16 protein-coding genes are annotated in these 21,746 nt (G+C 68.3%); 7 read left to right on the top strand and 9 right to left on the bottom strand.

Features of this window, described 5'->3' with window-relative positions; translation table 11 throughout:
• Nucleotides 1-37 precede the first annotated feature (37 nt).
• From ACVXZ4_RS11435 to ACVXZ4_RS11450, 4 genes are all read right to left on the bottom strand, one after another.
• On the bottom strand, nt 38-1,240 hold the full coding sequence (locus ACVXZ4_RS11435; RefSeq protein ID WP_461794968.1) for a PrsW family intramembrane metalloprotease: 1,203 nt from the start codon (nt 1,238-1,240) through the stop codon (nt 38-40).
• The gene (locus ACVXZ4_RS11440) at nt 1,233-1,625 is read right to left on the bottom strand and encodes a hypothetical protein (RefSeq protein ID WP_461794969.1); all 393 of its coding nucleotides are present in this window, start codon (nt 1,623-1,625) and stop codon (nt 1,233-1,235) included. The genes ACVXZ4_RS11435 and ACVXZ4_RS11440 overlap by 8 nt, the downstream gene beginning before the upstream one ends.
• A gap of 77 nt (nt 1,626-1,702) precedes the next feature.
• The gene (locus ACVXZ4_RS11445) at nt 1,703-3,064 is read right to left on the bottom strand and encodes an FAD-binding oxidoreductase (protein ID WP_461794970.1); all 1,362 of its coding nucleotides are present in this window, start codon (nt 3,062-3,064) and stop codon (nt 1,703-1,705) included.
• On the bottom strand, nt 3,061-3,969 hold the full coding sequence (locus tag ACVXZ4_RS11450; protein WP_461794971.1) for a ribokinase: 909 nt from the start codon (nt 3,967-3,969) through the stop codon (nt 3,061-3,063). The genes ACVXZ4_RS11445 and ACVXZ4_RS11450 overlap by 4 nt, the downstream gene beginning before the upstream one ends.
• A gap of 158 nt (nt 3,970-4,127) precedes the next feature.
• Between ACVXZ4_RS11450 and ACVXZ4_RS11455 the strand changes: the two genes are divergently transcribed.
• A complete protein-coding gene (locus ACVXZ4_RS11455) occupies nt 4,128-5,537 on the top strand; it encodes an AlkA N-terminal domain-containing protein (protein WP_461797968.1) in 1,410 nt (469 codons plus the stop codon).
• Nucleotides 5,538-5,736: 199 nt separating this feature from the next.
• On the opposite strand, the gene ACVXZ4_RS11460 is transcribed toward ACVXZ4_RS11455, so the two are convergent.
• Both ACVXZ4_RS11460 and ACVXZ4_RS11465 read right to left on the bottom strand, forming a co-directional pair.
• On the bottom strand, nt 5,737-6,954 hold the full coding sequence (locus ACVXZ4_RS11460; protein WP_461794972.1) for a hypothetical protein: 1,218 nt from the start codon (nt 6,952-6,954) through the stop codon (nt 5,737-5,739).
• A gap of 68 nt (nt 6,955-7,022) precedes the next feature.
• Nucleotides 7,023-8,489: an aspartate ammonia-lyase gene (locus ACVXZ4_RS11465; RefSeq protein ID WP_461797969.1), complete on the bottom strand. Its 1,467-nt coding sequence runs from the start codon at nt 8,487-8,489 to the stop codon at nt 7,023-7,025.
• Nucleotides 8,490-8,986: 497 nt separating this feature from the next.
• On the opposite strand from ACVXZ4_RS11465, the gene ACVXZ4_RS11470 reads away from it, so the two are divergent.
• From ACVXZ4_RS11470 to ACVXZ4_RS11485, 4 genes are all read left to right on the top strand, one after another.
• On the top strand, nt 8,987-10,315 hold the full coding sequence (locus tag ACVXZ4_RS11470) for a DUF2510 domain-containing protein (RefSeq protein WP_461794973.1): 1,329 nt from the start codon (nt 8,987-8,989) through the stop codon (nt 10,313-10,315).
• A gap of 167 nt (nt 10,316-10,482) precedes the next feature.
• Nucleotides 10,483-11,784, top strand: a complete 1,302-nt coding sequence (locus tag ACVXZ4_RS11475) for a DUF2510 domain-containing protein (protein ID WP_461794974.1) — start codon at nt 10,483-10,485, stop codon at nt 11,782-11,784.
• 44 nt (nt 11,785-11,828) lie between these two features.
• Entirely contained in the window at nt 11,829-13,304 is a 1,476-nt protein-coding gene (locus ACVXZ4_RS11480) for an MFS transporter (protein ID WP_461794975.1), read from the top strand.
• Nucleotides 13,305-13,320: 16 nt separating this feature from the next.
• Nucleotides 13,321-14,211: an aminodeoxychorismate lyase gene (locus ACVXZ4_RS11485; protein WP_461794976.1), complete on the top strand. Its 891-nt coding sequence runs from the start codon at nt 13,321-13,323 to the stop codon at nt 14,209-14,211.
• Nucleotides 14,212-14,214: 3 nt separating this feature from the next.
• Here the strand turns inward: ACVXZ4_RS11485 and ACVXZ4_RS11490 are convergent, their stop codons facing one another.
• A complete protein-coding gene (locus ACVXZ4_RS11490) occupies nt 14,215-14,619 on the bottom strand; it encodes a hypothetical protein (protein ID WP_461794977.1) in 405 nt (134 codons plus the stop codon).
• Nucleotides 14,620-14,979: 360 nt separating this feature from the next.
• Between ACVXZ4_RS11490 and ACVXZ4_RS11495 the strand changes: the two genes are divergently transcribed.
• Entirely contained in the window at nt 14,980-16,389 is a 1,410-nt protein-coding gene (locus tag ACVXZ4_RS11495) for a maltokinase N-terminal cap-like domain-containing protein (protein WP_461794978.1), read from the top strand.
• A 12-nt stretch (nt 16,390-16,401) separates the two neighbouring features.
• Here the strand turns inward: ACVXZ4_RS11495 and ACVXZ4_RS11500 are convergent, their stop codons facing one another.
• Nucleotides 16,402-18,612, bottom strand: coding sequence for a DEAD/DEAH box helicase (locus tag ACVXZ4_RS11500; RefSeq protein ID WP_461794979.1), 2,211 nt, complete (start codon nt 18,610-18,612; stop codon nt 16,402-16,404).
• 398 nt (nt 18,613-19,010) lie between these two features.
• Here ACVXZ4_RS11500 and ACVXZ4_RS11505 point away from each other — a divergent pair, with 398 nt between their 5' ends.
• Nucleotides 19,011-19,973 (top strand): phosphodiesterase, encoded by a 963-nt coding sequence (locus ACVXZ4_RS11505; RefSeq protein ID WP_461794980.1) that lies wholly within the window; start codon nt 19,011-19,013, stop codon nt 19,971-19,973.
• On the opposite strand, the gene ACVXZ4_RS11510 is transcribed toward ACVXZ4_RS11505, so the two are convergent.
• Entirely contained in the window at nt 19,970-21,499 is a 1,530-nt protein-coding gene (locus tag ACVXZ4_RS11510; RefSeq protein WP_461797970.1) for a stealth family protein, read from the bottom strand. The two genes, ACVXZ4_RS11505 and ACVXZ4_RS11510, sit on opposite strands and share 4 nt — an antisense overlap.
• Nucleotides 21,500-21,746: the final 247 nt, after the last annotated feature.

Here is a 21,746-nt window from a genome sequence, read left to right on the forward strand (position 1 = left end):
AGTTTACGCGTCCCCGCGCGGGCAACTTACCGAGGCGTCATTGCAGCGGCGGCAGCGCCGCGAGAGCCCGGCGATCCTGAACGATCGACGCGAGGAGTGCGGCCTCGTCGAGGCTCGCGCCGATGCCGTCCCTGCCGTTGACCAGCCGCTCACGCGTGAAGGCGAGCTTCGTGGCATCCCGCACGAAGCTGCGATACGGGCGGCCGAGGCCATGCCGTGCCGCCCAGCCGGTCGCGCGCTGGCGACCCGCGGCGGTTGACAGCAGGTTGACTTCAGACCCGGTGAACCAGCCGACGGCCGCATATTCGGAGAGCCGGTCGTGGGTGAGCCGCTGCTCGTGTCGCCGGAGCCGGGTGATGCCGGCGATCGCGAGCAGGAAGAGCGGGACCTGCACGACGAAGTAATAGCGGAACCAGTCGGTGGCCCAGTAGCCGGCGCTGTTCCAGAAGGCGTGAAGCAGCACCGCGGGGATGAGACCGAGCACGAAGTATCCGATTGCTCCGAGCCGGCCGGTGCGGCGGGCGGCGAGGCCGAGCAGCACCCCGGTGCAGGCGGTGAACATCACGTGCGCGAAGGGCGAGAGGATGGCGCGGAGCAGGAAGGTGTGGGCGACATCACCGCCCAATCCGCCGTCCTCGTTGATCGCGAGACCGAAGTACTGCAGGTTCTCGGTGAAGGCGAATCCGATGGCGATGGTGGCCGCGTACACGACGCCGTCCACCGGGCCGTCGAAGGTGCGACGCATCACCCACAGGATCAGGAGGATCCCGAAACCCTTGGCGAACTCCTCGATGATCGGAGCCTGCACGACGGTCTCGAAGAACGCGGCGACGCCCGATCCGGTGAGCCCGGCGAGCGCCTCGTAGTGCTGCGTGACACCGGAGAAGATGAGGGCGATCAGCACGGATGCCCCGGCTCCCCACAGCAGCGCGAACAGCAGCGCACCGCGGGGTTCCGGCTCCCAACGGTCGATCCAGCGGATGAAGAGCAGCACCCCTATGAGCGGGATCGCGGCGAGCACGAGTGCCACGAGCAGCGCCGTGGGACCGAGCACCACCAGGAGATACCAGGCCACCAGCAGGATCACGATCGAGAGCACGACGAATCCGAGGGCGGCGAGCACGATGGTGCCGGTGCTGCGCCGCACCGGCCGGGTGACAGCCGGCCGACCGGCCGGTTCCGATACCGGATCCGCGCTCTGCGCGACGGCCTGAGGGTGCCCGGGGTACGGGCTAGTCATCGACGGGCACCCGCCCGACGGTGTTGACGAGGTTGATCGCCACGACCCGCGCGGCGAAGGAGAGCAGCGCCAGGCGACGCTCCGGCGTGAACGCACCCTCGAGACGGGTGTAGAAAGCCTCCGGGATGTCCCGCGGGCTCGACACGATCAGCCGGCCCCAGTCGATGATGAGCTGCTCCGTCTCGGTGACCTGCGGGTGATCCGGATCGTCCCCCGCCGCGGTAAGGATGTCGCGGAAGTACCGCGTCGTCACCGCAGACCCGTACTCGTCGGAGATCGCATAGGAGAAGAGCGTGACGGCGCGCTCCCCGATCCAGGGAGCGATCTCATCGCGGAGGGCATGCCAGCCGAGGTCGTCGGCGCGGGTGAGCGGCAGGAAATGCATGCGCTCAGCCTAGAAGACGGCGGCCGATGTCGCGGGAAGCAGGGGCACACGGCGTCACGATCGCCGGCGCGCCCTCGCTAGTAGACCTTGCCGGGGTTCATCAACCCCATCGGATCGAACACGGCCTTCACCTGGCGCTGGAGCTCGAGCTGGTCGTCTCCGAGCTCGTCCCGCAACCAGGCTCGCTTCAGAAGGCCGACTCCGTGCTCGCCGGTGAGGGTGCCGCCGAGGCGCAGGGCTGCGGCGAAGAGTTCGCCGGCCGCCGTCCAGACGACTTCGGGCACGGAGCCATCCCTCTCCGGCGTGTAGACGAAGTTGGGGTGGAGATTACCGTCGCCGGCATGCGCGACGGTCGGGATGCTGATGCCATAGCGGTCACCGATCGCGGCGATCTCGGCGAAGATCTGGGGTAGCGCGCTTCGCGGGACCGCGACATCCTCGATCAGCACGGTCCCCTGGGCTTCGAGGGCCGGATGGAAGGCACGCCGGATCGCGAACAGCCGCTCTCCCTCCGCCGGGTCGGTCGTGAGCTCGGCGTCCCCGCCGCCGCTGCGGATGATCTCGAGCGCGGCGACGGCTTCGTCTGCGCTTGCCGCGCCATCCGTCTGCAATAGAAGGAAGGTGTCACCCCTTGCAGACAGCGTCTCGCCGAGGTAGGCGTCGATCGCGACGAGCGCTGCCGCGTCCATCAGCTCGAGAGCGGCAGGACGGATGCCGGCCGCAGTGATCGCCGCACACGCTGCAGCGGCACTGACCACGTCCCCGAACCACGCTCCGACGGTGGCGACCGGGCCGGTCGGCAGCGGGCGCAGTCGCACCGTGGCCTCGACGATGACACCGAGAGTGCCCTCCGAGCCGATCATCAGGGCCGTGAGATCGAGCCCCGTGACTCCCTTGACGCTTCGATGACCGAGGTGGAGCAGCCGGCCGTCGGCGAGTACCACCTTGAGGGCGAGCACCGATTCCCTCGTGACGCCGTACTTGGCGCACAGCAACCCGCCTGCGTTCGTCGCGATGTTTCCGCCGACGGTGGAGATCGCCCGGCTCGCCGGGTCGGGCGTGAACCACAGCCCGTAGCCGGCGAGCGCGGCGTTGAGGTCGCCGTTGAGTATTCCCGGCTCCACGACGGCGAGCTCGTCGGCGACGGATACCTCGAGAATCCGGTCCAGCGACAGTGTCGAGAGCACGATCTCGCCCGCGGTCGCGATCGCGCCGCCGGCGAGCCCGGTGCCCGCCCCGCGTGGCACCACCGCGACGCCGTGCTCGGTCGCGAGGCGCAGGGTGGCCTGCACGTCGTCGATCGAACGCGCCGTGACGAGCGCGAGGGGCACGCTACGGGAGTCGTGTCCGGACTTGTCGGAAGTGAGCGCACCGAGCGCCGAGGCATCCGTCGACACGGCATCGCCGAGTTGAGCGCGGAGCGCGTCGAGGAAGATCACAGCATCGCCTCGATCCGGGCGCGCAGCGGCACGGACGGGACGGCGCCGATACCCTGCACCGACAGCGCGGCGGCGGCGGTCGCAAAGCGAGCGGCTCGATCGAATTTCTGCCCTTCGGCGATCGCCGCGGCGAAGGCCCCACAGAAGGTGTCGCCCGCTCCAGTGGTGTCGACGGCGGTGACCCGCGGTGCCGCGATTCGCGAGACCTCACGCCCCTCCTCGAAGAGCACGGATCCAGCGGCACCCAGCGTCACGATGAGGCGAGGCACGAGAGCGGCAAGTACTGCGGATGCCTCGCCGAGATCCTCGGATCCGCCGACGATGCACGCCTCGTGCTCGTTGACGATGAGCACGTCGAGGGTCGCAACGAGGTCGCGCGGGAGCGGGCGGGCGGGTGCGGCGTTCAGCATGACGAGGACTCCGGATGCCCGGGCGACGGTCGCCGCCTCTGCGACGACCTCGAGCGGCAGCTCAAGTTGCATCAGCAGCACGGCGCCCACGCGGAGCGCCGGGGCATCCGCAGGCTCGAGGGCGGTCATCGAGGCGTTGGCTCCGGAGGCCACGATGATGGTGTTCTCACCGGCCGGGTCGACCACGATGAAGGCCTGCCCGGTCGCCTGGGGTGCTCGGCGAACGCGGCTGCTCTCGATCCCCGCTTCGGCCATCGTCTCGGCGAGCTGGGTGCCCGCGTCGTCGGCGCCCAGTGCCCCGATGAAGGAGGTGGGTGCCCCCGCCCGCGCGGCGGCTACGGCCTGGTTGAGCCCCTTCCCGCCGGGATAGCGCTCGGCGGAAGAGGCGAGCAACGTCTCTCCCGGGCCGGGAATGCGGTCCACCACGAAGACTATGTCGAGGTTCGCACTGCCGAGGACCGTGACACCGTCGCGGGTGACCTTCGCTCCGGTCATGAGGTGCAGCCGTTCATCTGGCCAGCGTAGACGTTTCGAGCCGTGTCCGATTTCCGCTAGCCGAGGTCGGTGGCCGGTGCGAGAGTTGATCCGTGACCATCCACTCCCCCGCCCGCATCACCAGCTCCGATGCGCGATTCGCGGAACGGTATCGCGCCATGTCGTCACGGGATGCCCGCTTCGACGGGCAGTTCATCACCGGGGTGCATTCCACGGGGATCTACTGTCGCCCGAGCTGCCCGGCGATGACACCGAAGCCCTCTAATGTCAGCTTCTACCGCACCGCTGCCGCCGCCCACGAGGCAGGGCTTCGGGCGTGCAAGCGCTGCCTCCCCGACGCGGTGCCCGGCTCGCCCGAGTGGAACATCCACGACGATGTCGCCTCCCGAGCGATGCGGCTCATCGCCGACGGGGCGGTCGAGCGAGATGGCGTGCCCGGCCTCGCGAAACAGCTCGGCTACACGCCGCGCCACCTCGGACGAGTGCTCGTGAACGAACTCGGGGCGGGTCCGCTCGCGCTCGCTCGCGCGCATCGCGCCCAGACAGCCCGGACCCTGCTCGTGAGCACCGACCTGCCCATCGCGGACGTGGCGTTCGCGGCCGGCTTCTCGAGCATCCGCCAGTTCAACGAGACGGTGCAGGCTGTCTACGAGCTCACTCCGACCGCTCTCCGGCTCGGCGCACCTCGGGCCGTATCGACGCCACCGGAGGTCGACGGCACCGCCACCCTGATCTCCCTCCGCCTCCCGGCGAGGTCTCCGTTCGACGGTGCGGGCCTCCTGGCCTTCTTCTCGGCCCACGCCATCGCCGGGGTGGAGACGGCGGATGACCGGTCGTTCGCCCGCGCCGTCCGGCTGCCGGGCGGCGTCGGTCACATCGAGATCCACCTCGATGGGCACGACGCGGTGCGGTGCACGGCACGGCTCGAGAACATAGCCGATCTCTCGACACTCGTCTCGCGGGTCCGGCGACTGCTCGATCTCGACGCCGACTCCGCCGCGATCGACGACTCGCTCTCCGCAGACCCCGCCTTCGCGCCCCTGGTGGATGCGCGACCGGGCCTCCGCCTTCCGGGCAGCCTCGACAGCGACGAGACGCTTTTCCGCACCATGATCGGCCAGCAGATCTCCGTCGCCGCGGCCCGCACGGTGCTCGGACGACTCGCCACCGAGCTCTCGGCGACACCCGGCCTCTTTCCGACGGCGCTCGAGATCGCCCAGCACGGTGCCGGGTTGCTGCGCGGCCCCGCAACCAGGGTCGCGAGCATCCTCGGGGCGGCGCGAGCGATCGCCGAGGGATCGCTCCGCCTCGATCTCGGGATGCCCGTCGACGAATTCACCGCGCGCCTCACCGCCCTGCCGGGCATCGGCCCGTGGACGGCCGGCTATCTCGCCATGCGGGTGCTCGGCAATCCCGATGTGCTGCTCTCGAGCGATCTCGTGATGCTGGCGAGCGCATCCCGTCTGGGCCTTCCGGCGTCGGCACGGTCGCTCGCCGTTCACGGAGAGCGCTGGGCGCCATGGCGGAGCTACGCCGGGCTGCACCTCTGGGGTGCCGCCGGTCGCTAGCGACAGCGCGGCGGGGGCCGCACTCCGGGAGGAACATTCGCGCAGGGGGGTGCCCCATTCCCAGTTGCGTTCTGCACTCGAGGAGCTCGGACTCCTCTCTCGGGCCAACACGGACTATCGGGGCCGGCGTGCCGGCCCCGATAGTCCGTGAACGCCCGTCGAGGTGATGCGACCAGTCGGAGCGCCCTCTCGCGGCCTTCTAGGCGCCGGCCCCACGGCGGCGCGCTGCCAGGAGTGCGCCACCGAGGAGAGCGGCACCGAGCCCGACGAGGCCGAATCCCGCAGCGAGAACCTGCCCGGGCGCTGTGCCCGTCGGTGCAAGAGCAGGGTCGGCCGCCGCGGGAGCCGGAGCGGGCGCCGCGGCAGCGACCGCCGCAATGGCCAGGGTGCCGAGGTCCACGGTGTCGGCCGCCGCGGTGAACGGCACCGGCGCCGGGGCCGTGAAGCCGGCTGGCACGATCACCTGCAGCTGGTAGTCGCCGAGTTCGGCGACCAGGGAGAAAACTCCCGTGCTCGCAACGGGCGCGGTCACCGGATCGCCCTGGATATCCGGCACCGCCGTGCCCGCGGCATCCAGCAGCTCGACGGCAGTGCCCGCCGGCACGGGAGCGGTCGGGCTTGCCGGCAGCGAAATAGTGCCGGTCACGGCGGCCGCGGGAGCGGGGGCCACGAGCCAGAGCTGGAAGTTGGGCAGGCCGGACAGCGGCAAGAAGGTGAGGGTGAGCGTGCTCACGGGCACCGTCGGGATGAACCAGTCGTACGAGCCGGCGGTGTCCGACCCGTTTCCGACCACCGAGTCCGCCGGCTTACCGAGACACGGGGCGACGGGGATTACTCCCGCACACCAGGCCGGCACATCGGCGTACGGCTCACCGGAGGCCGGACACGGGGTGGGACGCGGTGACGCATTCCGGCAGTAGTTGAGGAACGGAACGTTGTTGGTGTTCTGGGCGCCGAACTGGGCCGAGGTCACCGCCCCGCCCGGCCCGGCCGCCGCGAGGCTCACATAGTCGGCGTCGATGTCCCCGACGGCGAATCCCCATCCGACCGGCGTCGCTGAGGCGAAAGTGATGGTGGTCGTCGACGCCGTCGAAGCCCCGAGGCTCGCGATCGTGAGGTAGGGCTGGAGACGCGTCGATCCGAAGGTCTGGCCGAATCCGGTGGTAGCACCGAGAAACGCCGACTTGCCGGACGCGATACTCGCCCCGGTATCGGTCGTCACGACGTGCGCGGAGGGGAAGGCGGATGCCGCCGAGAATGTCGCATCGAAGGTGCCGGCGGCGGCCTTCGTCCACACCGGAAATGATCCGATCGGCGGGGTCGCGGCAACCGCGGGAATCCCCCCGAGGCCCAGCACGGCCACCAGTGCGATCCCCAGACCGAGTAGCGCCGAGGTCAACCTGCGAGCGGAAGTCATATCGACACGCTACGCGCGGATCCCCGGATCGTGAACCGCGCGGTCACGGAGATCCGACGCGCCACGTGCTATTCGGTGTCGGTCTCTCCGTGCGGCATCACGGTGATCACCCCGGTCATCGGCACGAGTCCACTGAGCCGACCGGGAGAGAGCACATGCGCCACCTGGTCGGCCGACATGAGGCCGGCCGAGACCACGAGGTCGGCGATCGATGCGTTCGTGGTGAGCGCGGTGTGCGCGAGGGAGGCGGATGCCGCATAGCCGATGTAGGGCGTGAGCGCGGTCACCACCCCCACCGACGACTCCACCTGAGCCGCGAGCCGCGAGATGTTGGCGCTGATCCCATCGACGCAGTTCACCCGCAGCGTGTAGCAGGCGTTGGTCATCCAGGCGAGGGATTGCAGGATGCTGTGCGCGATCACCGGTTCGAAGGCGTTGAGCTGCAACTGGCCGCCCTCCGCGGCCGCGGTCACCGTCGCATCCGCCCCGATCACGCTGAAGGCGACCTGGTTCACCACCTCCGGGATGACCGGGTTCACCTTGCCGGGCATGATGGATGATCCGGCCTGGCGCGGCGGGAGGTTGATCTCGCCGAGTCCGGCCTGCGGTCCGCTCGAGAGCAGCCGGAGGTCGTTGCAGATCTTGGAGAGTTTCACTGCTGCGCGCTTCAACGTGCCGCTCAGCGTCATGAAGATGCCGGCGTCGGAGGTGGCCTCGATGAGGTCTGCAGCGGTCTCCATGGGGATCCCGGTGATCTCCACGAGATGGCGGCAGACCGCCTCCGCGTAGCGGGGATCGGCGGTGATGCCCGTGCCGATCGCGGTCGCTCCCATATTGATCTCGTTGAGCCACGGGATGATCTCGCCGAGGCGGTCGTAGTCCTCCGCGAGGGTGTGCGCGAAGCCGCTGAACTCCTGGCCGAGAGTCATCGGCACGGCGTCCTGCATCTGGGTGCGCCCCACCTTGAGCACATCGGCGAACTCGACTCCCTTGCGGGCGAAGGATTCGGTCAGGAGTCGATGCTCCTCGAGCAGGCGCTTCACGCCGAAGACCATCGCGAGCTTGATCGCCGTGGGATACACGTCGTTGGTGGACTGGCTGCGATTGACGTCGTCGATCGGGTGGAAATGCGAGTAGTCGCCGAACTGGTAGCCCAGGATCTCGAGGCCGCGGTTGGCGATCACCTCGTTCGTGTTCATGTTGGTCGACGTGCCGGCGCCACCCTGGATCACCCCGACCGCGAACTCGTCGTGCAGTGCACCGCCCACGATCTCCTCGCAGACGCGCTCGATCAGGTCTGCCTTGTCGGCATCGAGCACGCCGAGTTCCTTGTTCGCGCGCGCCGCCGCCTGCTTGACCCTCGCCAGTGCGCGGATCAGGTCGCGATAGACCGAGATCGGCCGGCGGGTGATGGGAAAGTTCTCGAGCGCCCGAGCCGTATGGATGCCCCAATAGGCATCCGCCGGAATCTCCATGCTGCCGAGGGAATCGCTCTCGATCCGTGTGCGGATACGCGAACCCTCTGGACCATCCATCCCGGGGATCGCGGGCAGGTCGGCGACGGAATCGTCCGGTCTGGTCTTCTCGGCACCCTGCTCGACGAATTGGTCGCTCAACACGTTCCCTGCATTCACTGTGGCTCCATTGCCTCGCGGGTTTTCACCGCGTCGTTGTCCGATGCGGTGCGCGTTCCGGCACTGTGCCGGGTGTCGCGCCGGCGGGTCGATTGTGGGTCACCGCCGAATCGAGTTTAGCGATGCAACGCCGGGATGATCAGGCAGATCCCACCAGACTCAGCCGCTGGACACCGGCAGACGAAAGAGTCTTTCGAACTGGCGGACGGGAAGCGAACGGGCGGTGAAGTGCCTTCACCTGCGCCCCCAACTGGGGCCAGTTCTGGGCCGGAAAGCCCCGGTCAGACGACGTTCCGTTCGATAGGTTATGGGTACCCCGAATATTTAGTGAGACCCAGGAATGCCTGTACGGGGTATTCCCAGTAATCAGGCGAAGACAGCCGACTGCAGGAGGGCAGATGTTCGAGGACGACGTGACGGTTCCGGCCGGCTGGTATCCAGACCCCATGGGACTGCCCCAGCTGCGCTGGTGGAACAATCATGCCTGGACGGAGCTCACCACCGAGGCTCGCCCACCGCTCGTGGTGCAGTCCCCCACCCGCCTTGCATTCGCCGACGATGAACTCCCCACGCGTCGCCAACAGCGCGAGCAGCGCGAGCGCGACGAGGAATACGCGACCCTGGCCACCGACGAGAACGAAGCGCGCGACGCCGCCGCCGCCCATGCGCCGCTCACCGTCACGCTTCGGGAGATCGACGCCCCACTATCCGGTGATATCGAGGACGAGCCGGTGGCGGAGGAGTCCGTCAGGGAGCAGCCGGTCGCGGATGAGCCTGTCGCGCTCATCGAGCCGCCGTCCGCCGAACCGGTCGACGACATCCGCTCCCGCCTTGTCAACCTCGACACGATCGACTACGACTCCGTCGCCTCCGACGACGACGCCGCGGCGTTCCTGCCGCGGCCTGCCTTCGTGCCCATCGTCGACTCCCCGGCCGCCGCCGAACCCACCGTCGAAGGCCCAGTCGAGACTGCTGCCGACGCCGGCATTCCCGATGCCGTCCTGGCCCCTGAACCTGCTGTCTCCGCTGCCAGCGCCGATCGCCTCGCCGCTCCTCCTGTCGAGCGTGGGTTCGATGGGCGCCCGCATTCGGGGCGCACCATTTACACGGCGTCGGTGTGGATCATCGCCCTGATCCCGCTGCTGCTGCTCGTGGTCAGCCTGCTGCTCCTCCTCGGATTCGGCTCAAGCCTCAACATGTGGGTCACCCCCGCCATCTGGGCCCTGTCCTGGATCGTCGTCGTCATCCTCGCCATCACCGACCGCGCCGCCCTCGGACGAGCCGGCTACGAACACCGCGCCAGCTGGGCCTGGGCACTGCTCACCGCCCCCATCTACCTCATCGCCCGCTCCATGAGCCTCGCCAAAGTCGGACCCCTCGGATTCGCCCCCGTCCTCGTCTGGGCCGCCCTCGGCATCCTCCAAATCGGATCCGTCCTCGTCGTCCCCGGCCTCATCATCTCCGCCCTCCCCCACGTCTTCGCCACCCAAGCCGAACAATCAATCGCCTCCGACGCCTCCATCATCGGAGCGAAGCTCTCGGTGAAGTGCTCCCCCGACCTGCCGGTGCTCGTCGGGCAGACCTTCGATTGCGTCGCGACCGCAGACAACGAGACGACCGGCGGCAAAGACCACTACAACCTCACCGTCCTGCTTCAGCGCACGAACGGCTGGATCGACTGGCACGTCAGCGACTGGGGCTACCTGCATGGTGCGCCGACGACCTGACCGTGATTTCGCACCGACCGGTCTCCGACCGTTCGAGGCGCTGATGGTCGCCGCGGGAGCCTTCCGGGTGACGGCGGCGGTGCGCACGACATTATCCACAAATTCAGGAATGCCCGAGAGGGGGGATTCCCAGTAATCTGGCCCTAAAGCCGACTGCGGGAGAGCAGATGTTCGAAGACGATGTGACAGTGCCAGCAGGCTGGTACCCGGACCCCATGGGTCTGCCCCAGCTGCGCTGGTGGAATAATCACGCCTGGACAGAGCTCACCACCGAGGCACGTCCTCCCCTCGTCATGCAGGTCCCCACCCGACTGGCGTACGCCGACGAAGAGCTTCCGACGCGCAGGCAGCAGCGCGAGCAGCGCGAACGCGAAGAACACGGCGCCGACCTCGCCACCGATGAAGGTGAGCTGCGGGACGGAGCCGCGGCGGCTGTACCCCTCACCGTCACCCTTCGGGAGATCGACGCCCCGGTCCCGGCCGCCGAAGCCGCGGTGCCCGAATTGGCGCCGGAGTCCGACGCGGTCCCCATCGTCGAGACAGTGACAGTCGCCGCGACGACGACCCGCGTCGAGGTGGATCCCGACGATGAGGCCATCGATCCCAGCGACCGCGCCCCGGCAGCGACCGAGGCACTGGCCGCCGAAGCACTGGCCGCCGAGGCTCTCGCCTCCGAGCCGGTCGGATCCCAGGACTACGTGCCTCGCACAGCATTCGTCAATCCGGCCGGATCGGTGCTCGGCTCTCCCGTGACCGCCGGGCCGGTCGCCGCCGGTGCCACAGCAGCCGGGGTGCGCTCCGACCGCACCTCCGTCGATGACCTCCCCTTCACGCCTCGCCTCCGGTCCCAGACGCGGATGCCGATCTACACGGCGTCGGTGTGGATCATCGCCCTGGTCCCGCTGCTGCTGCTCGTGGTCAGCCTGCTGCTCCTCCTCGGATTCGGCTCAAGCCTCAACATGTGGGTCACCCCCGCCATCTGGGCCCTGTCCTGGATCGTCGTCGTCATCCTCGCCATCACCGACCGCGCCGCCCTCGGACGAGCCGGCTACGAACACCGCGCCAGCTGGGCCTGGGCACTGCTCACCGCCCCCATCTACCTCATCGCCCGCTCCATGAGCCTCGCCAAAGTCGGACCCCTCGGATTCGCCCCCGTCCTCGTCTGGGCCGCCCTCGGCATCCTCCAAATCGGATCCGTCCTCGTCGTCCCCGGCCTCATCATCTCCGCCCTCCCCCACGTCTTCGCCACCCAAGCCGAACAATCAATCGCCTCCGACGCCTCCATCATCGGAGCGGATATCACGGTCGACTGCGCCAAGAATCTCCCGGTCATCGTCGGCCAGAGCTTCACCTGCGTTGCGACGGGCGCGAACAAGGACCCCTTCACGGTGACCGCCTCGCTGCAACGGTCGAACGGTTGGATCAACTGGCACGTCGAGGACTGGGGCGTCTACACCCTGTCCCGCTGAGCGACTTCCCCGCCCGGGTGCGCGACCGGGCATAGAGTGATCTGATGCCCTCCTCCTCGGATAACCCGCTCTCGGCCGCCGAACGCGCCAGGCTCACGCGACGCCCGAGCGACCGTGCCATCACCACGACGCTGGCCCTCACCGGTCTGATCGCTGCCTTCATGCAGACTCTCGTGACGCCGATCATCCCGCGACTCCCCGAATTGCTCGACACGAACACGGCGGATGCCACCTGGGTGCTCACCTCCACCCTTCTCGCCGCGGCGATCTCGACGCCCATCAGCGGGCGCCTCGGCGACATGTACGGCAAACGCCGCGTGGTGATGGTGCTGCTGATGCTGATGGCTGGAGGATCCATCATCTCGGCGCTCTCCAACACGCTCATCCCGATGATCGTCGGCCGGGTGTTCCAGGGGGTCGGACTCGGCGTGATCGCCCTCGGCATCAGCATCCTGCGCGACGTGATCCACCCCAAGCACCTCGGCGGTGCGGTGGCCCTCGTCAGTGCGACGTTGGGGGTCGGCGGCGCCATCGGGCTGCCGGTCGCCGCCGTGATAGCCCAGAACTTCGACTACCACTATCTCTTCTGGCTGGCCACCGCGCTCGCGATCCTCGCGATCGTGCTCGTGGGCACCATCATCCCGGTGTCGACCCTTCGTGCGGGTGGCCGGTTCGACTTCGTCGGCGCCATCGGCTTCGCCATCGGGCTCGTCGGCATTCTGCTCGGGATCTCGAAGGGAAGCGAATGGGGCTGGACGAGCCCCACCACGCTTGCCCTCCTCATCGGCGGCGTCGTCGTGCTGGTGATCTGGGGCTTCATCGAGCTCCGCACCCCGGACGCGCTCGTCGATCTGCGCGTCGCCGCGCGTCGCCCCGTGCTCCTCACCAACCTCGCCTCCATCTCGGTCGGATTCGCGTTCTTCATCACGACGGCGGCGCTCCCGGTGCTCCTCGAAGCTCCGACCACCACCGGCGTGGGTCTCGGCCAGACGCTCATCGTGGCGAGCCTCTGCCTCATGCCGCTCGGTCTGGTCATGTTCTTCATGTCCCCGGTGGCTGCCCGGCTGTCCAATGCGCGCGGGCCGCGCACCAGCCTGATCCTCGGCGGCCTGATCATCACGGTCGCATTCGCCATCGCCATCTGGCTCCACAGCGAGGTCTGGCACATCATCCTGGTGTCCACGATCGTGGGCTTCGGCGTGGGTTTTGCCTACGCCGCGATGCCCACCCTGATCATGCGAGTGGTGCCTCCGAGCGAGACCGCGGCCGCGAACGGGCTCAACTCCGTGATGCGCACCCTCGGCTCCACCGTCGCAGCGACCCTCGTCGGACTCATCATCTCCTCCAACCTCGTGATGGCCGGCGGAGTCGCCATCCCCACCAGCGACGCGTTCCGCCTGATCTTCGCGATGGGAAGCGGAGTAGCCCTTGCCGGGGTGATCATCGCCGTTTTCATCCCCCGCCGGGGACGCGAGTACGGCAACACGGCCAGCATGCCGATCACCCTTCCCGAGCGCTGACCGGCAGACTGGCACTGTGCCATCCTCAGCCCTGATCCTGCTCAACCAGCCGTCGGCGGATGCCCCGCCCCACGTCGTCGGCGCCCCGGCCCTTGCGCTCGTCGACCCGGGCACCCCCGTGCTCAGCGCGCTCGACCTCTCCGCCACCCGCGGCGACGGCATCTTCGAGACGATCGGGGTCGGTCACGGGTCGCCGCAGGCCCTCGAACATCATCTCCGACGGTTCGCGCGGTCGGCCGAACTCCTCGACCTGCCCGTTCCGGATGCCGCGGGCTGGCGCGCCGCGATCACGACCGCGATCGGCGCGATCGATCCCGTCGCGGAAGCCTCCGTCAAGATCGTGCTGAGCCGCGGCATCGAGGGCGACGACCGTCCCACCGGGTGGGCCTTCGCCAGCGCAACTGCGGACTACAGCGCGGCGCGGGGCGACGGCATCGCCGTTGTCACCCTCGATCGCGGCTATCGCCACGATGTGGAGTCGACCTCGCCCTGGCTCCTCGCCGGGGCGAAGACGCTGAGCTACGCCGTGAACCGCGCCGCCCTGCGTGAAGCCGCGCGGCGCGGTGCAGACGACGTCATCTTCGTCTCCAGCGACGGATACATGCTCGAGGGGCCATCGTCGACCGTGGTGTACCGGGTGGGCGACCGCATCCTCACCCCGGGACCGCGGCTCGGCATCCTCGATGGCACGACCCAGTCGAACCTCTTCGGTTTCGCCGAGAGTCGGGGGTTGAAGACCGGTCTGGCCCTGCCGTCTCCGGCGGAGCTCGCCGCTGCGGATGCGGTCTGGTTGGTGTCGAGCGTTCGTCTCGCCGCCCCCGTGCGCCGGCTCGACGATGCGCCGCTCGCGGTCGACAGGCAGCTGACCTCCGCGATGAACGCCTTCCTCCTCGCCCTGCGGGAGTAGCCCTCAGACCGTGGAACGCACCAGCCGGAGAAGTGCGGACGCATAGGCGTCGGCCGGCTGGCCGGCCTCCCACTCCGAACGGTCGCCGCCGACGGTCACCGCGACGGTGTAGCCGCCCGCGGTGCGGGTGAGGGACTCGAAGGTGCCGCCGAGAAGCTCCCGAAGCTGGTCTTCGCGCGGCAACCACAGGGCATCCTCGATGGCGACGGAGTCGAGCGCCCATTCCGTGGTGCCGTTGAATCCGAGGATCGTGCCGGTCTCGAATTCGTGCGATTCGATGGTCATGTCGCTCACGACGAAGACGTCGCTTTCGAAGCCCTCTCTGGTGATCACGAAGGAATCGCCCGACGAGGGACGCCAGCGCACCCCGGCGAGCCGGAGTTCGAGTGCAAGGGAGGCAGAAATCATCTGCATATTATGGGGCACCGAAATGGGCGGATGGCGAGATGTCAGCCAGGCGCAGAGTTCGGGTCCATGGGGGCGACGACTTCGTTTCTGCGAGAGGAGAAGATCGGGCATACCCCCGTATCCCGCCTTATGACTCTCGCGAAGTCGCCGCCGCCCAGGTGTCCCCCGGTGGTGCTGATAAAGAGAATATGAGCTGGTGAGGCCCGTGTCTGCCCCCAGAGCGGGGCTCCCCCGAACAGGGGGAATCCGCATCCTGTCGTGTGGTCGAGCGTGTCAAGGGGTGCCCGAGTGTGCCGGCGCTGCGTAGGGTAAGAGAAGTCCCATTGACGGCGCCCCGCGCCCCCATCGCTGGAGGTGCCCGTGACCGGCGTTCCCGACTATCTCGAGACTTGGATGACGCGGCAGCGTTGGTTCGCCGGTAAGTCTCGCGCACCGAGACTCGAGGTCATCGGCGGATTCGGCCTCGCCGACCCGGAAGGGTCCGCCGTGATCCGGGTGTACCTCGTGCTCGACCACGCCGAGCATCCGCTGCTCTACCAGGTGCCGCTCACCGAGCGCAGTGCGCCACTGCCGGGCGGGGAGAACGCCCTCGTCGCCTCATTCGACGTGGAGACAGGCCGCCGCTACATCTACGACGGTCCGCACGACCCGGCCTTCGCCGAGGCGCTGCTGCGGATGATCCTCGACGACGGCGAGGCCCACGAGACCGATGGACCCGCGGCACTCAACAGCGGCGGCCCGCTCGTCGCGCGCGGACACCACACCCCCGACTCGACTCCCGTGCGGTACCTCTCGTCGCGCGTGCTCGGCGGGGAGCAGTCCAACACCTCGATCATCTTCCAGACAGCGACAGCCGATGGCGCGCCGTCGACGCCGATAATCTGCAAGCTCTTCCGCGCGCTCCATCACGGCGACAACCCGGATGTCATCCTCACCGAAGCGCTCGGTGCGGCAGGCAGCTCTGTTGCGCCCCGATCCATCGGGCATGTGACCGGCCTCTGGACCGACAGCGGAATGCCGGAGGGGATCGCCACCGGCCATCTCGCGTTCGCACAGGAGTTCCTGCCAGGGGTCGAAGACGCCTGGCGGGTCGCGCTGCAGGCCGTGGAGGTCGCCGAGGACTTCACGGAGCGGGCCAGGGCGCTGGGAGTCACCACCGCAGAGATGCACGAGACGCTGCACTCCGCGCTCCCGTCCCGCGCCACGACCCCGTCCGACATCGCCACCACGGTAGCCAGCATGAGATACCGGTTCGAACTCGCGGCGACCGAGGTTCCCTCGCTTGCCGGCTATCGCCCCGCACTGGAGGGCGTCTACCAGGAGGCCGCGGCGAGCCCGTGGCCGGCTCTTCAGCGCATCCACGGCGACTTCCACCTCGGACAGGTGCTGTCGGTGCCGGGACGCGGTTGGGTCGTGCTGGACTTCGAGGGCGAGCCGATGCGCCCGATGAGCGAGCGCTCGCTTCCCGACATCCCGCTGCGGGATGTCGCGGGAATGCTGCGGTCCTTCGATTATGTCGCCGGATCCTTCGAGCTCGCGCACCCCGGTGAATCCGCAGCCGCCTGGGCGTCCGCCTGCCGCCGCGCCTTCCTCGACGGGTACATCGAGCGGTCCGGTAGAGACCTTCGCGAGCACCGCGCGGTACTCGACGCCTTCGAGATCGACAAGGCGCTCTATGAGGCCGTCTACGAGGCGCGCAACCGCCCGGGTTGGCTCGCCATCCCTACTCTCGCCATCGCCAGGCTCATCGAGCGGTCCGCGACGGCCTAGGGAAACGCGCGGCTAGCCGCGGTCCGCCGCGGCGATCGCGTCTTCCAACAGGGCCACGAGGGCGTCGAGCTGCACGCTCGACTCACCGGTGACGTCCGAATCGTCGCCGTCGAGGGCGCGCGCGGCGAGCCCCGCCTTGCTGTCGATGAGTTCCGCGATCTTCGCATCGATGGTCTGCGACGCGATGATCCGCCAGGCGGTCACCGGCTCCACCTGTCCGATGCGATGCACGCGGTCGATCGCCTGGGTCTGCTCCGCGCTCGTCCAGCTCAACTCGGCGAGCACGACGTTGGACGCGGCCTGCAGGTTGAGTCCGACGCCGGCCGCGGTGAGGGAGGCGACGACCACCGAGACATCCGGATCGTTGTTGAACGCATCCACCTGCTTCTGGCGGAACGCGGCCGTCTGGTCCCCTCGGATCGACACCGTCGTGAGGCCTCGCTTCGCCAGGGTCTCCTCAGCGATATCCATCACGTCGATGTGCTTCGCGAAGAACACCACCTTGCCGACGGAACGCGCGAGCTGGGCGGTGTAGTCCGCCGCGAGCACGGCCTTCGCCTGGCCGATCTTGCGCACCATCGTGAACACGTTCTCGCCGGTCTTTGCGGCCTTCGACTCTTCGAGTTCGGCCTTCGCGACCATCCGCACCAGCTCGGGATGCGGGATGTCGGCGCGCTCGGTGCGCGCATTGAGGAGTGCCCGGTAGCGGGCGAGCAGGCGGAGGCCGAGCTCGCGTTCGGCCTGGCGGATCGATCGCCCGAGGTCGTCATCGAGTTCGACGGGCATGTCGGCGACACGCTTGGCAGGCAGGTCGGCGGCCACGTCGATCTTCTTGCGGCGCACGATTCCCATGTCGATCACCGTCTGGCGAGCCTCGGCGAAGAACCCGAAATCGGCCGGGGTGAGGCCGTTCTCCTCGAGCTCCTGCATGAGCTTCGCCGTCGGCTTCTCCCCGTCGATCCAGCCGAGGAACTGCCAGATCGCACGGAAGTCCTCGATGGTGTTGATGAGCGGGGTTCCGGTGAGCGCGATCATCAGCGCGCGCGGCGAACGGGCGCGGATGCTCTTCGCCAGGGCGAGGACGTTCTTCGAACGCTGGGATTCGCGGTTCTTGATGAAGTGGGCCTCGTCGACGACCATGCCTTTGAACCCGAGGGTTCCGAGCCAGCCCATGTGGCGGTCGAGAACGTCGTAGTTCACGATCACGACGTCGGCGAAGGCATCGAGGTTCTCTCCGGATCCGTGGATGACCGTGCCCGACCGCTGCGGAGTCCAGAGCTCCACCTCCCGCGCCCAGTTCATCTTGACGACGTTCGGCACTACGACGAGCAGGGGATAGGAGCTCGAGACCTGGGCGGCGAGAAGCGCCTGCGCGGTCTTCCCGAGCCCCGGCTCGTCGGCGAGGAGGTAGCTGCGGTGACCCTCACGGGCACTCGCGATGAATTCGGCCTGGTGGTGGAAGAGTTCGAGTCCGGCGGGCACCCGCCGATCTGCCGCGGTCGGCTCGGGAAGGTCCATGCTCGCGACCTGGCCGCCGGACCCGTACTCGAACGCGCGGAAGAGCGGCTCGAGCAGCTCCCAGTTGGCGAGACGGTGGGTGACCGGAGCGACCTTCAGCGTCTGGCTGAAGTCGGGGGCGAGGAAGGGGTTGGAGAGTTGGCGGGCGATCACGGACTGCGGGACGACCTGGCGCTCGGCGGCCGGCGCGATCGGGTCCGGCTCTTTGACGATGATCAGCTCGTCGGGTGAGAGCTCGGCGCCGGCGGCGATGAGCATATCCCGGCGTAGCGTTCGCGCCGCATCGGTGACGGCGGTCTCCTCGGCGAGGAGCTGGATCAGCGAGGTGTCCCGCGCGGCGGTCTTGGCCAGGATCGTGGCGACGCCGTCGAGCCTCTTGAGCACCTCTGTGCGCTCGGCATCCGTCACTTCGCGGTCGGCTTTCGCCCGAGCGCGCTCTTCACGCATGAGCAGGGCGATCACCTGGAACTTGGTGCGGTTGGACGGGCCGACCTTTCCGCGTTCTGCGGCTCCCTCGACTTCGCGAACGGCGCGCGCGAGCACGGGGATGACCCCGGCGTCATCGGTGCCGCGCGACCGGCGCTGCTGGGCCTTCTGCTGCCCGGACTTCTGTTGCGCGGGCTTGCGCGTCGATGACCGGCGCTGCGTCGATTTACCTTGGCCACCCTGGTTCTGGGCGGACTGTCCCTGGCCGGACCGAGCCATGCTTCTCCTGCGTCTCTGAGCGCTGCCTGCGAGTCGACCGACCGAGCTCCGAGGAGGTGTCCCTCGGGAGGAGGGACCGGTTGGCCGCACGAGAAAGTGCCAATGGTGACCGAGCATCCGTGTGTGGAGCGGTCCGGGTGAGGTACCCCGTCGAAGCGGTACTCGGGTGAATCGGTAAGGCATCGGACCGACGAGGCGTCTGGCAGAAATGAGTCAGACGATCCGGTGCCGAGAAGTCTCAAGTACCGAAAGGCCGGGGCCACACATGGGATGAACGGGTGCTGCACTCAGTTTAGGCGGTCCGGCCTGCTATCCGTGCACGACTCTCCCCCGATTTGGGGTAGGGATCGCCGCGCTTTGTTCACCCGCTGGCCAGCTTGGAGTGATGGGATTGGCTCATGTCCGGTTATACGGCCCAATATCCACGGCCCGACCACTTCATCGTCCACCTGAGCGACACCCATTTCGTCGCCGGCGGTGTGGGGCTCTACGGCGGCACCGTCGACAGCGAGACGCACCTTCGCCAGCTCTTCGCCGAACTCGATGAGTCCGGCGCCCGCCCGGAGGCCATCGTCATCACCGGGGATCTCGCGGATGTCGGGGACCCGGTCGCCTACGAGGAACTGAAGGCGATAGTCGAGCCGGCAGCACTCCGCTACGGCGCGCAGGTCATCTGGGTCATGGGCAACCACGACGATCGCGGATCGTTCCGTGCTGCGCTCCTCGGCCAGCATCCGTCCGCCGCTCCCGTCGACCGGGTGTATTGGATCGGCGGCCTGCGGGTCATCGCCCTCGATTCGACGGTGCCCGGCCACCACTACGGTGAAGTCACCGGGGACCAGCTCGACTGGCTCGCCGAGGAACTCGCCTCCCCCGCGCCCCACGGCACGATCCTCGCGATGCACCACCCACCCATCCCGAGCGTGCTCGACCTCGCGGTGATGGTGGAGTTGCGCGAGCAGGCCGGCCTCGCCGAGGTACTGCAGGGCTCGGATGTGCGCAGCATCATCGCCGGCCATCTCCACTACTCCACCAACTCCACTTTCGCCGGCATCCCGGTCTCCGTGGCTTCGGCCACTTGCTACACGCAGGATCTCAACGTGCCGGTCGGAGGCACGCGCGGGCGTGACGGGGCCCAGGCGTTCAACCTCGTGCACATCTACGAGAACACCGTGCTGCACTCGGTGGTCCCCCTTGGACAGGATGCCGCGGTCTCCTACGTCGATGCCGCGGAGACCGCGCTGATCCTCGCACGGAACGGCGTCGAGTTTCCCGCGAGCGGCACCCTGCCGCCACCGCCAGAGGTGCCGATCACCGACGAAGAACTTCACCCGCCGACGCGCGAACTCCTCGTCGTTTAGAGGGTATCCGCCGGTACGACCTCGTCGACGGCGCGTTCCCACGGGGCAGCTATCGGGTAGTACGAGTCGAGGAACGACCGCACGGCCGCCGCACGCTCTTCGGCCGTCAGCTCGGGGAAACTTCCGTCATTGAGGCAGAACATGTCGATGTTGCGCTTTTTGAGCAGGGTCGTCATCTCGGCGAGGCCCGCCCGCATCGTCGTGTCGACGTACATGACCGTGGCATCCGTCTGGGCGACCGCGCGCCCGGTGACCCACGCGTAGTAGTGGTAGAGCGAGTTGGTGACCGAGATATCGGTCGCCGACCGGAAGGTGCTTGCCGCCGTGCGCCGGAAGTCCTCGGGGAACTCGGCCTCGAGCTGCTGCATGACCGACTTGCGCAGCGGGGTCGGCGTGTGCTCGAGATGACGCGTGATCGTGCGGCCGAAGCGCTCCTGGATGAGACGGCGGTTGACCCTTGCGGCATTCTCGAACCCGCTGCGGGCGAGGTTCGACTCCCCCATTCCGATGCGAGTGGTCGCCTCGATGAACTTGGTGACCCCGCCCGGTGAGAAGAACATGTCCGGCGAGACCGCTCGACCGAAGAACATGTCGTCGTTCGAATAGAGGAAGTGCTCGCTGAGACCGGGGATGTTGTGCAGCTGGCTCTCCACGGCCTGGGAATTGTGCGTCGGCAACACGGAGGGGTCAGCGAAGAACTCTTCGCTCGGCACGATGGTGACGCGCGGATGCTCCGCAAGCCACTCCGGGCGCGGCGAATCGGTGACGATGTAGATGTTGCGCACCCAGGGGGCGAAGAGATAGACGGAGCGGAGGGCGTATTTCAGCTCGTCGAGCTGACGGAACCGCGCGTGCGAGTCGTCGCCCTCGCCGACGACGTAGGCCTTCATGCGCCGGGCCCGGGCGCGCTGCCACTCGATCGCGGCGCCGTCCACCCATGAGAAGACGAGGTCGATGTCGAAATCGACGTCCTTCGCCTGGGGCGCGAACATCCCTTCGAGCGTCGGCCATTCCTGGCCGTACAACTCCACGGTGGCGCGCACGGCCTCCTCGCGGGGAAGGGTCGTGCGCATCAGCGCGTTCTCGTCCGGGGCGAGGAAGGCGTCCGCCGTCGACTTCCACAGCTCGAGGCGCACCCCGGTCGCCGCTCCGTACCGCAGGGCGCCCTCCGCGGTGATCCGGGGGCGGAAGAGCACCACGGCCCGCGTCTTCGGATCCCGCGCGAGGCGCCCGTCGGCGAGTAGTACCGTTTCGCCACCGGATCCGTCGGCCGGCTTCGAGTAGAAGGGCTCGTCGACGCAGGCGCGGGCGAGGGCGGTGCGCAGCACCTTGCGGTCCCGCCAGTCGACCGCGAGCACCGGTCGGCTGTCATTGCCGCGCACGAGGAGGAAGTCGATGCCCGCGACATCCAGCACCGAGCGCACGAAGAGCAGGTCTTCGGTCATCGCCTCGAGCGGCGTCGCACCGGTGTTCAGCAGCGCGAGCCGCCCCTTAGCGAGCACGAGGTCCGTGCGCAACGACGGCACCGGGAGTTCGTGAGCCAGATACGCCGACGGGTTCGCGGAAGGCGGGGTGACCGTCCGGTCGTTCACAGTGTTGTCGGTCAATTCGAGCCCAATCGTTCGAGCCCGATCCGTCACCGTCGTGAGGTGCGGATCTCCAGCCAACCCCATTTTAGCGTGTTGCCCTGTGCGGCTCTGCGGGCAGGCGTTGCGGCGCACGGCGTCGCTCGATGCACCGTCGTTCTCAGCACCGCGACGGGCATCCGAGCCA

The sequence above is a fragment of the Lacisediminihabitans sp. FW035 genome (genome assembly GCF_054880895.1).

What these genes read in the sequence shown, in the direction of transcription:
- ACVXZ4_RS11435 (WP_461794968.1), bottom strand. Translation starts at nt 1,240, where the DNA reads ATGACTAGCCCGTACCCCGGGCACCCTCAGGCCGTCGCGCAGAGCGCG.
- ACVXZ4_RS11440 (WP_461794969.1), bottom strand. Translation starts at nt 1,625, where the DNA reads ATGCATTTCCTGCCGCTCACCCGCGCCGACGACCTCGGCTGGCATGCC.
- ACVXZ4_RS11450 (WP_461794971.1), bottom strand. Translation starts at nt 3,969, where the DNA reads ATGACCGGAGCGAAGGTCACCCGCGACGGTGTCACGGTCCTCGGCAGT.
- ACVXZ4_RS11455 (WP_461797968.1), top strand. Translation starts at nt 4,128, where the DNA reads ATGTCGTCACGGGATGCCCGCTTCGACGGGCAGTTCATCACCGGGGTG.
- ACVXZ4_RS11460 (WP_461794972.1), bottom strand. Translation starts at nt 6,954, where the DNA reads ATGACTTCCGCTCGCAGGTTGACCTCGGCGCTACTCGGTCTGGGGATC.
- ACVXZ4_RS11465 (WP_461797969.1), bottom strand. Translation starts at nt 8,489, where the DNA reads ATGGATGGTCCAGAGGGTTCGCGTATCCGCACACGGATCGAGAGCGAT.
- ACVXZ4_RS11470 (WP_461794973.1), top strand. Translation starts at nt 8,987, where the DNA reads ATGTTCGAGGACGACGTGACGGTTCCGGCCGGCTGGTATCCAGACCCC.
- ACVXZ4_RS11475 (WP_461794974.1), top strand. Translation starts at nt 10,483, where the DNA reads ATGTTCGAAGACGATGTGACAGTGCCAGCAGGCTGGTACCCGGACCCC.
- ACVXZ4_RS11480 (WP_461794975.1), top strand. Translation starts at nt 11,829, where the DNA reads ATGCCCTCCTCCTCGGATAACCCGCTCTCGGCCGCCGAACGCGCCAGG.
- ACVXZ4_RS11490 (WP_461794977.1), bottom strand. Translation starts at nt 14,619, where the DNA reads ATGATTTCTGCCTCCCTTGCACTCGAACTCCGGCTCGCCGGGGTGCGC.
- ACVXZ4_RS11500 (WP_461794979.1), bottom strand. Translation starts at nt 18,612, where the DNA reads ATGGCTCGGTCCGGCCAGGGACAGTCCGCCCAGAACCAGGGTGGCCAA.
- ACVXZ4_RS11505 (WP_461794980.1), top strand. Translation starts at nt 19,011, where the DNA reads ATGTCCGGTTATACGGCCCAATATCCACGGCCCGACCACTTCATCGTC.